Source organism: Mesorhizobium sp. P2_A12 (assembly GCF_056405075.1).
Genome location: NZ_JBFUCU010000002.1, coordinates 461,463 through 474,111 on the forward strand (window position 1 = coordinate 461,463; position 12,649 = coordinate 474,111).

General features: G+C 62.8%; 11 protein-coding genes. 6 read left to right on the forward strand and 5 right to left on the reverse strand.

All coding sequences use genetic code 11. The features are described from left to right. Nucleotides 1–64 precede the first annotated feature (64 nt). Nucleotides 65–1,810 carry an adenylate/guanylate cyclase domain-containing protein gene (locus AC1DZU_RS07100; RefSeq protein WP_477283063.1) on the forward strand — a complete coding sequence of 582 codons (1,746 nt, stop codon included), beginning with the start codon at nucleotides 65–67 and terminating at the stop codon, nucleotides 1,808–1,810. A 52-nt stretch (nucleotides 1,811–1,862) separates the two neighbouring features. On the opposite strand, the gene AC1DZU_RS07105 is transcribed toward AC1DZU_RS07100, so the two are convergent. From AC1DZU_RS07105 to AC1DZU_RS07125, 5 genes are all read right to left on the reverse strand, one after another. Further along, entirely contained in the window at nucleotides 1,863–2,960 is a 1,098-nt protein-coding gene (locus AC1DZU_RS07105) for a polyamine ABC transporter substrate-binding protein (RefSeq protein ID WP_477283065.1), read from the reverse strand. A gap of 403 nt (nucleotides 2,961–3,363) precedes the next feature. Beyond that, entirely contained in the window at nucleotides 3,364–3,846 is a 483-nt protein-coding gene (gene gloA2, locus AC1DZU_RS07110; protein WP_477283067.1) for an SMU1112c/YaeR family gloxylase I-like metalloprotein, read from the reverse strand. A 70-nt stretch (nucleotides 3,847–3,916) separates the two neighbouring features. Further along, nucleotides 3,917–4,150 carry a hypothetical protein gene (locus tag AC1DZU_RS07115; RefSeq protein ID WP_095091204.1) on the reverse strand — a complete coding sequence of 78 codons (234 nt, stop codon included), beginning with the start codon at nucleotides 4,148–4,150 and terminating at the stop codon, nucleotides 3,917–3,919. A gap of 230 nt (nucleotides 4,151–4,380) precedes the next feature. After that, entirely contained in the window at nucleotides 4,381–5,637 is a 1,257-nt protein-coding gene (locus tag AC1DZU_RS07120; protein WP_477283070.1) for a glycoside hydrolase family 5 protein, read from the reverse strand. After that, the gene (locus AC1DZU_RS07125) at nucleotides 5,634–6,803 is read right to left on the reverse strand and encodes a DUF1972 domain-containing protein (protein ID WP_477283072.1); all 1,170 of its coding nucleotides are present in this window, start codon (nucleotides 6,801–6,803) and stop codon (nucleotides 5,634–5,636) included. Before AC1DZU_RS07125 ends, AC1DZU_RS07120 begins: the two co-directional genes overlap by 4 nt. A 315-nt stretch (nucleotides 6,804–7,118) precedes the next feature. Here AC1DZU_RS07125 and AC1DZU_RS07130 point away from each other — a divergent pair, with 315 nt between their 5' ends. From AC1DZU_RS07130 to AC1DZU_RS07150, 5 genes are all read left to right on the forward strand, one after another. Then, on the forward strand, nucleotides 7,119–8,288 hold the full coding sequence (locus AC1DZU_RS07130; RefSeq protein ID WP_477283074.1) for a glycosyltransferase family 4 protein: 1,170 nt from the start codon (nucleotides 7,119–7,121) through the stop codon (nucleotides 8,286–8,288). 41 nt (nucleotides 8,289–8,329) lie between these two features. Beyond that, nucleotides 8,330–9,598, forward strand: coding sequence for an MATE family efflux transporter (locus AC1DZU_RS07135; RefSeq protein WP_477283287.1), 1,269 nt, complete (start codon nucleotides 8,330–8,332; stop codon nucleotides 9,596–9,598). Nucleotides 9,599–9,607: 9 nt separating this feature from the next. Further along, nucleotides 9,608–10,843 (forward strand): GNAT family N-acetyltransferase, encoded by a 1,236-nt coding sequence (locus AC1DZU_RS07140; protein WP_477283076.1) that lies wholly within the window; start codon nucleotides 9,608–9,610, stop codon nucleotides 10,841–10,843. Nucleotides 10,844–10,998: 155 nt separating this feature from the next. Further along, nucleotides 10,999–12,216, forward strand: coding sequence for a GNAT family N-acetyltransferase (locus AC1DZU_RS07145; protein ID WP_477283078.1), 1,218 nt, complete (start codon nucleotides 10,999–11,001; stop codon nucleotides 12,214–12,216). Between the two features lie 178 nt (nucleotides 12,217–12,394). Continuing rightward, nucleotides 12,395–12,571, forward strand: coding sequence for a Flp family type IVb pilin (locus tag AC1DZU_RS07150; RefSeq protein ID WP_477283080.1), 177 nt, complete (start codon nucleotides 12,395–12,397; stop codon nucleotides 12,569–12,571). The last annotated feature ends 78 nt before the right edge of the window (nucleotides 12,572–12,649 follow it).

The following is a 12,649-nucleotide window of genomic DNA, read 5'->3' on the forward strand; positions in this document are numbered from 1 at the left end:
GCTTACACGCGAGTGCTACGCTACCAGCAAAACCACGTGACGTCTTTGTAGTCCAGGAGGCATCGTGGCGCGCCCGGAACGAAAGCTTGTGGCGGTTTTGGCAGCGGACGTAGCTGGCTACTCGCGTTTGATGGGGGCCGATGAGGCCGGGACTCTCTCCCATCTAAAGGCACTGCGCGCGGAAGTGATCGACCCAAAAATCGCGCAATTCAGGGGTCGGCTGGTCGGCACCGCCGGCGACAGTCTGCTGATCGAGTTTCCAAGCGCCGTCGACGCGCTGCAGTTCGCTGTCGAGACGCAAGAGCGCATAACGGCACGCAACACTGATCTTCCGTCAGAACGGCGCATGGCGTTCAGAATGGGTATCAACGCTGGTGAGGTCATCCTGGATGAGACCACCATCTACGGCGACTGCGTGAACATTGCAGCGAGGCTCGAAAAGGTCAGCGAGCCCGGAGGCGTCGTCATTGGGCGCAGCGTTTATGATCAGGTAAATGGCAAACTTCCTTACGAGCTCGTCGACCTTGGCGATCATGTGATGAAGAACATAGCTGGGGCGGTTCGCGCCTACCGGGTCGAAACGGAAGAGCAGGCACAAGAACCTCCGGCGGCTATCGCCTCGGCGAGGGATTTGCCACTTCCGTTCAAGCCGTCGGTAGCCGTGCTTCCATTTGCTAACATGTCGGCGGATCCTGAACAGGAATATTTCTCGCACGGAATAACTGAGGACCTGATCACGGAACTGAGCCGTAGCCAAAGCCTGTTTGTGATCGCTCGCAATTCCTCATTCGTTTTCAAAGGCAGGTCCGTAAACACTACCGAGGTGGGAAGGAAGCTCGGGGTCCGCTACGTCGTCGAGGGAAGCGTTCGGAAGGCTGGAGCACGCGTAAGGATCACCGCGCAGCTGATAGAAGCTTCATCCGGAAATCACGTCTGGGCCGAGCGTTATGACCGAAGCATCGACGACCTCTTCGCCGTGCAAGACGAGGTGACAGAACGAATCGCCTGGGCCTTGGTCGGCAAGGTTGGAACTGCGGAGATCGCCCGAGCCCGACAGACGAAAACGAGCCTGGGTGCCTATGACGCATTCTTGCGCGGAGTCGAGGCTACGCACCGTTTTACGGAAAACGACACCATTGCCGCTATCGAGTTCTTTAAGCTGGCACTTCGCTGGGAGCCTGATTCGGCGCGGGCGCATGCATGCCTCGCCGACGCCTACGCGACGCTCTCCGCCTTCAGGGCCGACGGGGGTCTAAAGGCATTGGCGTTGCAGTCGGCCTTGCGGGCGATTGAACTCGGAGATGCCAGCGGACTCGCAGAGGCGGTTGTTGCCGCTCTACATGCATGGAGAGGCGACTTCGAGACTGCCGAGACCCATTGGCAACGCGCGCTCGTGCTCGGACCCACAAATGCGATGGCACTCAACTGGGTTGGCTACATCTCTCTTTGGGACGGTCGACTCGCCAAGGCTCGCGAGATAGGCGAGCGGCTGCAACGGCTCAATCCACTAGAAGACCGCGATATCCACGAGTTGCTCGCATTTACGCATTACCTACTCGGCGACTATGAGGCGTCACTGCAGTCGTTCCGCCGCTGGGATAACAACAACTATGATCGGGGATTCGCCAATCTGGCTGCGTGTTTAGGCCAGCTAGGACGCGCCGAAGAGGCACGATCGGCTTGGGGCAGATGCCTTGAAAGCAAGCCAGGTTTCACTCTGTCTGATTACAAGCGCGACTCTCCATATCGCCGTCAGGAGGACGTGGAGCATTGGCTAGATGGCCTGCGGAAATCAGGCATTGCGGATTGACAGATGACCGGTGAACAATCGGGCGGTTCGCCGGAAGCTCAATTGCCGTCAATTACTGACCCGTGACGATTTTAGTCCAGGTGCGCGTTGCCACGCGCTGCGTCTTCGGGTCGTACGGAAAGACGGTGAAAAGCTTCTTTAGCGTGGCATCGTCAGGATAGATCGACTGGTCGCCGAGGATGCTTCTTTCAACGAATTCTTGTGAAGCCTTGTTGCCATTAGCAAAGAATACATAGTTTGTGTTCTTGGCGGCGACTTCAGGCTTCATGAGGTAGTTGATGAAGGCATCCGCTTCATCCACGTGCGGTGCATCTGCCGGGATTGCCAGTTGATCGAACCACATCACAGTGCCTTCCCGAGGGATCGAGTAGGCGATTGTGACGCCGTTACCGGCTTGAGCGGCCCGATCGCGCGCCTTCAGGACGTCCCCCGACCAGCCGATCGCCAGGCAGATGTCGCCGTCCGCCAAAGCGTTGATGTACTCGGATGACTCGATCTTGCGGATGTCGGGACGGATACGCATCAATGCCTCTTCGGCCTTGCCGAAGTCCTCCGGCGAGGTGCTCTCGGGGTTCAACCTGAGATAGTTCATCGTGATGGGCAGGATTTCGGTGGGCGAATCGACCACGTAGACTCCGCAATCGGCGAGCTTCTTCAGCTTCTCGGGATCGAAGAAGAAATCCCAACTGTCGAGTCTGTCGACACCCAGCGCGGCTTTGATCTTCGCGGTGTTGTACCCCAAACCCACCGTGCCCCACATGTAGTTCACCGAATATTGGTTGCCCGGGTCGTACTTGGCGGTGCGCTGTTCGATGACGTCCCACATGTTGGCGATGTTGGGCAACTTCGACGTGTCCAGCTTCTGGAAGACGCCGGCCCCGACCTGGCGGGCTAGGAAACTGGCGCTTGGCACGACGACGTCGTAGCCGGAGCCGCCGGTAAGCAGCTTGGTATCGAGGATCTCGTTGGAGTCAAAGACGTCGTACACGACCTTTATACCGGTGTCCTTGGTGAAGTCGTCGATGACCGAGGGATCCAAGTAGTCGGACCAGTCGTAAAGGTTGACGACCTTGTCGGCGGCGTGCGCGGACAGGCTCATGGCCCCGGCGAGCAACGATGCAGCCGACCAAAGAAGCGCCTTGCGGATCATGTGCTCACCATTGGGTGCAGTCCCCAAGCTGCGAACGCCGTACTTTGTACACGGCCACGCACGGCTGCAATATTAGCACATGCTGAAAAAAGTAGGAGTTGAATGGGCAAACTCAGTCGTCGAATGCACCCCACCATGACGTGCAGAGCAATCAGATCGTTTGCGGAAGAAGCCGCCTACAAGGCCAGTTGCGAAGCTGGTTGGCAAAAGTGCCGCCTCGGCTGTTTGCTCGGATGTCCGCATTCGGGATGCGGCTAGGATCTGCTCAACTATTGACACGCGGGGCAGAGCGTCGGCCTCTTGGCCCGTGGCAAGGAGCCCGGTGGCGCACCCGAGTTGACGGATCATATTGCCGACCGCCGTTCCCACATCCGATGACGTGGTCGCAAAAGTGAACCGTTCCTCATGGGGCTTCGTAGAGTTCCAGCGGCAATCCATCCGGGTCGCTGAAAAAGGTAAACCGTTGGTCTGTATACGGGTCGATCCGGATTGGCTCGACGGGAACGCCGGCGGCTTCCAGGCGTATGATTACGGGATCAAGATCCGCCACGGCAAATGCCAGATGTCTCAGGCCTGTCGCCTCTGGATGGGACGGCCGCATCACCGGTGCAGGGAAGGAGAACAATTCCAGCTGGACGGACCCGATCCGCAGATCGGCCTTCCATGACTGCCGCTCCTCCCGGTAGACCTCCCGGATCAGGTCGAGGCCGAGGAGTTCGACGTAGAACCGTCGCGACCGATCGTAATCTGTGCAGATGAGCGCGACGTGGTGAATGGCGTTCAGCATGCCACGAACTCTAGCCAAAGCTGGGATTTGAGGCCAAGGTCGCCATTGGGTGCGCGGCTTTTTGTTGATGTCGCCGTTCGCCAGGGTCGCCTCGTCCATACGGATTTTCATCTGCGCCCAATCGGCGGCATGATGTTGCCGCCGGCGGGCTTGAGACCCGCGCGCGGCTCTACTGGTCCGAAAACTTAACGCTCACGCCGCGCTGGCGAAAATAAGCCTGCATCAACTTGCGGCCCGAGCGGTTGTTCTGCGCCAATTTGGTTGGATCGAACACCGCCTGTTTTACCCCTTCTCGGGTCAGCGCCGCCTTCAGCGTCGCGATATGTGCGTCGATGTCGGCATTGTCCGCCCGGAGCGAGACATAGATACTTTCGGTCGCCTGGGCCACGGTTGGTTCGTTCACTGGTGTCGTCCTTTGGTTGGTTGAGCGGCGGCTACCACAGTTTCGCGGCTCTGGCGATACCGATGAGACTGAAGTCGTCTCTACCGGCATAGCAGGATGCTGGCGCATCCCGACCCCAAGATGGTCGCTGGAGATGTCTGCTTTCGGGCAACCGCAAAATTGGACTCTACGTCCAAGTTGCGGCGCAAAGTTGCCGTTCGCGTCATGGAAGACGTAGGTCGGTTTTGACCCTAGTCCGCCGGCATGGTCAGGCCAAGTGCCGCGATGATGTCCGGGTCGAGGGCCCGCGTGGTGTCGTCCATCATCCCCATGCCGTCGAAGAGATTCCAGAATGCCCAGCCAAAGCCGAGATCCTCGGCACCCTGGCGCACGTCGGCGACGTAGCGTGCCCGATCGGGATTGGGCGCCGCCACATAGCGGGCATCGCTGCGCAGCGCGCCGAATTCGCCCATGATGATGCGCTCCGTCGCAAGGCCGTGACTGTCGCCCCAGGCGCGAACCTGGCGGAGATATTTGTCGACAAAGCGCCGGTCGGGCTGGGCGTCGAAATAGACCTTCAGCACGCGCTCGGTTTCCGCATAGGCGGCTTTCTTGGCCTCATCCGTAGTTTCGGTATCCTGCGCCATGCGAGCCCTGACCGACGCCAGTGTCGCTTCCAACGAGCCGGCGGACGCCGGCCACGGCACGTTGTTGAGCGAGCGATAGACGGGCTCGCGCATCCACGGCGCGCCCTGATGGCTGAACAGATAGGGCTCATAGAAGTGGAAGGTGAACAGGATCGGCTCGAACGGCGACAGCGGCGCCGGATCGAGCGCGGTCAGTCCGCCGACCATCGATCCGCAGCCTCCGGTGACCACCAGCGGCAAGGTTGTAGCCGATGCCCTTGCCGCGGTCAGAAGAGCGAGCTGGACCTGCGACCAGGTCTCCGAAGCGCAGGCCTGCGGCGGCTCGTTGACGGCTTCGAGCGCCACCTTGCCGGGCTGGAAGCGCTCCAGCCTGCCAGCGAGCTCGCCGACCAGCCGGCGATAGAGATCGAAGGCGGGCGCGGTGACGCTGGCGACCATGCGGTCAGGATTCCAATAGTGGGTGGCGCCGTTGGCCTGTACGTTGACGATGATGCCGAGACCCGCATCGAGGGTGACAGTGACCGCCGCGTCCAGCATCTCAAGCAACAGGCCGCGCCTGGTGGCGTCGGCCGCCAGGAACGGGCCGGGATCGACCGGCAGGCGGATGAAATCGAGCCCGGTGTCGCGCAACCGGCGCAGGTCGTGGGCGGTCGGAACCGGCCGCTGCTGCTGGAAGGGCGGCCAGCCGTAGTCGGTGCGCGGCGCCGGGAATTCACGTGTCAGCGAGAACCAGGGCCAGGCGTTGACGCCGCGCCGAAAGGGTGGCTCGGCGGCCCGGGCGAACGGCGCGAACGGGAGAGAGCCAAGTGCCGCGGTCGACAGCGCCGTCCGCAGCACCCGCCGGCGCGACCAGCCTGTCATGCAGTGCCGGGCGATGCGCGATTGGCCGCGACGGCCTCGTCGGCGGTGACACCGAGAAGCCGATAGGCTTCACGCTCATAGGCAGCCAGGACATCCTCCCAGCGGAAGGCTTCGCGGGCGCGCACCCTGGCCGCGATGCCGCAGTTCCGGACCAGGGCGTCATCGTCCTGCGCCTGTTGCATCCGCTCGGCGCAACTGTCGGTGTCGGTGAAGTAGATTGCGGCGGCACCCGCGGTCCAGCGATTGAATGGATTGTCGTGCGCGATCACCATGTTGCCGGCAGCCAGCGCCTCGACCAGCGACGGGTTGGTGCCGCCGACGGTGTGGCCATGCAGATAGGCTCGTGCGTGATAGCGCAATGCCTTCACCGTCGCCTGGTCGTAGATGGCGCCCGGCAGAACCACCGATCCGTTGGCCGCCTTGCGGACGGCGACATGATAGGGGATTTCGTCGGACAGCGTCCCGAGCACCACCAGCTTCATGTCGCGTTTGCGGCTGCAGAAGGCTTCGACGATCGGCAGGATGTTGTTGTCGGGTTCGATCCGCGCGATCGAGATCAGATAGCGCCCTGGCTCCAGGCCCAGTGCCCGGACCGGCGCCTCCGGTGCCGATGTCACCGGATCGGCGCCATAGGCGATGGTGGCGATGGCACTGCGCGGCCGGCGCGTCGCCAGATGGTCTGCGATGGCAGGATGATCGGCAACCAGGCGATGCGAGGCCCAGGCGCCAATCCATTCGTTGAGCCAGAACCAGCTTCGCGCCGCCATCCCCCATTTGGGGCGCCGCCACTCGATGCCGTCCATATTGGTGAAGATCTTGCGCCCCTTCAGCCTGAGCCAGGTCAGGAAGACCGCGCCGTTGTAGCCGAGCACCAGGCAGACGCCTGGCCGCCTGGCGGCGTCGCGCACGCATTGCCAATCGAATTCCAAGGTCGCACGCGGCCCTTTCGAGGCAACCTGGACGTGGATGAGTTCGATGCCGCGCCAGGTTTCGCTGCGCACCCTCTGGTCGATCCGCTCGACCTCCTCCTGGCAATAGACGCCGACCTTCCAGCCTCGGCCGGCAAGAAAAAATGCCAGTCTTTCGGCGAAGGTTTCAAAGCCGCCATGGGCCGCGGGTATGCCGCGCGTCCCCAGGATCAGAATGGCAGGCGTCTCTGGTTTCATAGCCGGCGGCACTTTCAGATCTGTGTATATTAGCGATTGCTGCATGATTAAGAATCAGATGGGCAACTTCCGTGCCATCCGACGATTCGGCCTTCGGGCGGATGATCATCGCGCCGGGTTGTAAAAAAACTGTATTGAACCCCGTGGTTGTTTCATTATCGGTCAACCCTTCTGTGCGTATCTGTGTCGAAACGAGGCATTGCCAGGGATTGGGCGTCCGCCGGTCGGGCGGATCAATCAGGCATGGTTCTTGCGAAAAGGTTCCCGCATTCCAGCGCCTGGCGCGATGGCTGCGGCACCTGGCGGGATACAAAGATGCGGATTGCCTGCGTTCATCAGGGCTATGAACTCTATGGTTCCGACCGCAGCTTCGCGGAGAGCGTTGCTGCGCTGCGCGCCGCGTTTCCGTCCGCCGACATCGAGGTGGTGCTGCCGCGCAGCGGGCCGATCGTGCAGATCCTGGAACGCCATGCCAGCCGCATCGTCTTCGAGCCGCTCTGGGTGCTGAGGCGCCAGGCCATCCTGCGGCTGGCGACGGTCGAGATGGCGCGATTGCCGATGGCCGTGCTTCGGGCATGGCGGCGCCTCCGGGATTGCGATCTCACCTACGTCAACACCTCGATCGTGGCCGACTATGCTCTGGCCGCGCGCCTTCTCCCCGACAAGGCCATCCTGCATATCCACGAGATCCCCGAAGGCGTCATGCGCAGGATACTCGTCGGCCTGATGCGCTGGAGCCATGCGGATCTCATCTTCAACTCGCGCGCGACACGCGCCGCGTTCGGCGATCCCAAGGTCTCGCGCACGCATGTCGTCTACAACGGTGTCGCGGGGCCAGCGTCCGCCGAACCAATGACCTATGACGGCAGGCGCCCGTTGCGGGTGCTGCTGCTCGGCCGCGTCAACAGGATCAAGGGCCAGGAGATACTCCTCCAGGCGATCGCTTCGATGTCACCCGAATTGCGGTCGAGGATCGAGGTGCGGCTGGTCGGCGGCGCCTTCGAAAGCGTCGAGCGCGAGCGCGCGCTGGCCCAACTGGTCGAAAGCATGGGCCTGGCCGAACGGGTCAGCGTGTTGCCGGTCGTGACGGACCCCTCGGCGCATTACCGCTGGGCCGACATCGTCACCGTGCCGTCGCGGCGTCCGGAATCGCTGGGGCGTGTCGCCATCGAGGCGATGGCCTATGGCCGTCCGCCACTGGTGTCGGCCATCGGCGGCCTGGTGGAAGTGGTCAGCGATGGCGTGACCGGCTGGCATGTTCCGCCCGGCGACCCGGCGGCTCTGGCCGACAAACTGCGGGAGATCGTCCTGCGGCCAGATGCCTGGCGCGGTTTCGTCGCCGCGGGGCGGTCGCGATACGAGGAGATTTTCAGCGAACCGGTAGCGGCGGCGGCGATCGCGGCGATCGCCACCGACAAGTTGAGGGTGGCGCTGGCGAAGCCTGGCCGGGCGCATGCCGCCCGCGAAGCGGAGACCAGTCCGTGAAGTTCGTGTTTCCAGGCCATCTGCTGCGGCGCCTTGTGCTGATGATCGGCGGTGAGGCCATACAGAGCGGCTTTCACTTCGCGCTGAACATCGCGCTGCTGCACGTGCTGTCGGCGGAAGGCTACGGCATCTTCGCCATCGCGATGGTGATGGGCGGCGTCGGCCTGTCCTACATCCGATCACTGACCGCCGTCCCGGCCAGCATATGGATGGGCAAGAGCACCAACAGGGCCGGGGTCGACGCGCACGACGTGACGTTTGGAGGGGCGGCGGTGGTCGTCGCGTCGATCATGGGCGCCGCGACCGCGCTGCTGATGCTGTTGTGGGGTGACGCGGGCAGTATCGCCGCCGGGTGTTTCGTCGGCGCGTGGTCGTTGCGCAGCCATATGCGCACGGCGTTCTTCGCGCGCCGCCAACAGATGGTCGTCAGCATAAGCGATTTCGCCTTCACCGTTGCCGGTGCCGCAATGGCTGCGCTGGCGATCTACACGGCGCCGAATGTGCTGCAAATGGTGTTCTATGCCCTTGCAGCGGCCAATGTGATCGGCATAGCCGTGCTTGCCCGCTTGGCGCCCCGTCCGCTTCGCGTCAGTTTCCGCGCGCCCGTGCGGCGACGCTATGCCAGGCTCTGGCGCCAACTGCGCTGGTCGGGATTCAGCGCGACGACCACCAACATTCAGGGTCAGTGCCTGGCGCTGCTGGTCGCGGGCATCGCAGGTCCGGCGGCCTATGCGCCCATCGCGGCGGTTATCGTCCTGTTTGCCCCACTGCGCATCGTCAGCCTGGCCTTTGTGAACATGCTGCAGCCCGAGCTTGCGAAGATGATGGGGAACAATGAAGTCAGGCGCGTGTGGATGCATGCCAAGCTTTGGTCGCTTGTCATGGGGCTCGGCAGCCTGGTTTACGGAGCCTGCATCCTGTTTGTCCTGCCGACGATAAAATCCCAATCGCTCGCGGGAGCTTCGGTCAGCGTCATCGGGCTTCTCGCCGTGGCGAACTTCGTACCGATCATGCTCTACATCATGCCGCGCATCGTCCTCGAGATACTCGGCGAATTCCGGGTCGTGGCGTTCATCACAACGGCCGGTGCGGTCGTTGGTCTGGTCTTGATCGCCATCCTGCTCGCTATCGCTTCCCCGTCATGGTCGCTTGCAGGTGCCGCGGTCTCCGAGACCGTCGTGCTCGTGGCCTCATGGTATTTCGCACACCGCCACATACTCGCGCTTGAGGGCGCGGATGGCCGGCATGACAGCCAGCCGAAATCGTGGCGGCGCACCGAACCCGCCCCGCTCGCCACGGGAAAAAGGTAGGAGATGGACGTGTCGATCCGGACGTTGACGACTGTACCGCCCGATGCGCCGATAGCTGGAGCGCCAGCACCGGCCGGGAAAGCTATCGATGCTTCCCGAAGCATTGCGGGAGCCTACACGGCGCGGCTGCACACCAGTCTCGAAGCCGTCATGCCGCTCTGGCTTCAATGCCAGGCGAATGGGACGTGCTCCGCCCATCAGCTCCATGCATGGGTCGAGGGGATCGTCAAACGGCTGATGCCCGAAGGCGCCGAGCTGCTCATCGTCGAAGTGGCCGATCCCGGGACCGGTGAATTCAAGATGCTGGTACCGCTGATGCGGCGATCGATGCTCGGACATCGCGTGATCGAATGGCTGAGCTGCGGCGTCTGCGATTATTCAGCGCCGCTTCTGTCGGACAGGAGCCAGTGGACCCCGCAGGCTGCCGAAGCCGCCTGGGCGGCGGTCCGATCCGTCCTGCCACGCGCGGACCGCATCCACATCACGGGAATTCCACGGCAGGTCTATGGAGTGGCCAATCCACTGGCGCTGCTGGCGATCGCGCAAGGGTCCAGCCTGATCACGTCCGGCCTCGTGCTGGATGGCGACCCGGAGACCCTGATCAAGCGCCATGGCAGACCGTCTTTCGTCAAAACCTATTACAAGGACTGGCGCCGGCTCGAACGGCACGGCACCGTGGATATGATCGAGGCCAACACGCCGGCCTTGATAGAGCTCGTCTTCGGCGCCCTCGTCGAAATGCGGCTCAAGCGGTTTCGCCAACTGGGGCGTTTCGATCTCCTGGCGCAGCCGACGGTTGTCGATTTCTATCGAAACGCAGCACTCCAGGGCCTGTCCGATGGATCGGTGCGGATATTCGGACTGCGGGTCGGCGAGGATTGGGTCTCTGTCCAGTACATGCTGGTCCGGCAAGGCACATTGCATGCCCTGCTGATCGGCATGGACCTGGAGGTGGTGCCCAACGCCTCACCGGGCCTGGGGCTGATGGGCGAGCTGATGGTATGGGGACTGCGGCAGGGGTTCGACTATTTCGACCTGTCGGTGGGCAGCCAGCCTTACAAGGAACAATTCGGCGCCGTGAGTTCGGTTTTGGCCAAGATCGACGAAACGCTGACACCGCTCGGCAAGGGCGTAGCAGCCGTCGCTTCGCTTCGCGACCGGGTCGAGGTTTTCGTGCGGTCTCATCCTCGGCTGCTCAAGACCGCCCAGGGCGTCATGCGCGGGTTGCGAAAGTCGAAGGGCTGAGGGCGGCCGCATTTCGTGCTTGATCCATACCAAAGAGGCTCGCGTTGATGCGCCTGTCAGGTCTGGAAGAACGCTGGTAGGCGGGTCCATGCGGCTGAAAACAGGATCGCCGGCGACCGCATCCGGTCGTCGCGGGAGACAGGTAGGAGGCAGATATGTCGAGCCAGGCAATGCGGATGGCACCGATTTCGGCGGTGCAGGCTCCTGCTCCCGCCGCCAGTACTGACGCCGCCGAACGCGCCTATACGGCGCGGCTGCACACCAGCCTCGAGGCGGTCAGGCCGCTCTGGCTAGAGTGGCAGGCCAATGGTGTCTGCACCGCCCATCAGCATTACGCCTGGGCCGAAGGGATCGCCACGCGGCTGATGCCCAAGGGCGCGGAACTGCTTGTCGTCGAGGTGAGCGACGCGGCGACCGGCGAGCCCAGAATGCTGGTGCCGCTGATGCGGCGCCGGGCCTACCGCCACCATGTGGTCGAATGGCTGAGCTGCGGCGTCTGCGACTATTCCGCGCCGCTGCTGGCCGATGGCAGCCCGTGGACAAGGCAGGGCGCTGAAGCCGCCTGGGCGGCGGTCTGTTCGGTGCTGCCGCCGGTGGATCGCATCCACATCGCCGGCATCCCGCAACAGGTCTTTGGCGTGGTCAATCCGCTGGCTCTGCTTTCGGCGACGCGCGATTCCATCCAGGTCACCTCGGGCCTGGTCTTGCACGGCGAGCCCGAGGATCTCATCAAGCGCATCTGCAGGCCGTCCTTCGCCAAGGACTTCCGCAAGCACTGCCGCCGCTTTGAACAACTGGGCGGCCTCAGCCTGGTAGAGGCCGACACGCCCGCCCTGACGGAGGAGCTTTTCGGTACGCTGCTTGAGCTGCGGCTGAAGCGCTTTCGCGAGCTTGCGCGTTTCGATCTCCTGACGCAGCAATCGGCCGTCGACTTCTACCGGAACGCGGCCCTCCAGGGCCTGTCCGATGGATCGGTGCGGCTCTTTGGACTGCGCGTCGGGCAAGCCTGGCTTGCCTCCATGCTCGTGCTGGCCAGAAAGGGCACGCTTCATGGCATCCTGCTCGCGATCGACAAGGATGCGGTCGCCAATGTGTCACCCGGCCTGACGACGATCGCCAAGCTGATGATGTGGGGGCGCGAGCGGGGATTCGACTACTTCGACCTGTCGGTCGGCGGTCAGGGCTACAAGGAACATATCGGTGCCGCGAATTCGGTTCTATCCGAGATCTGCGAACCGATGACGCTGCGGGGCAGGGGAGCGAATGCCGCGATCCTGTTTCGCAGCCGGGCCGAGCGGTACGTGCGCACGAGACCGCGGCTGCTCAAAACCATCCAGGGCGTGGCGCGCCGCCTGCGGCGGTTGAAGGACTGAAGCCAGTTCTCCGAGGCGAGGGTTCGAGCGGTCCCGCCTCCGGCGGCAGGCAGCCCCACGACTTGATGTCTTGATTCAAGTCGGGGTCCGAGCACCTTCATTAGCTTGGTCAAATTTTAACCGAACTGCAATCTGTGGGGTTTATTAGATGCGGGAGGGATTAGAAGATAGGAATAATATGCCGAAGTTATTTTCCCGTTTCATCCGCGATGAATCCGGGGCGACCGCCATCGAGTATGGGCTGATCGCCGCGTTGATCGCGCTTGCCATCATCGCCGGCGCCGGCGCGCTCGGCAATGCGGTCAACACCAAATTCAAGGTGATCGGCAACGCGGTCAACAGCAGCGGGTCGTAAGTCTCGGGCCTGGTTCGTCTCCGCGAAATTGACAGGACGGCGGGTCTCCGTCATCCTTAACTCCAGTCGCCAGGCTGC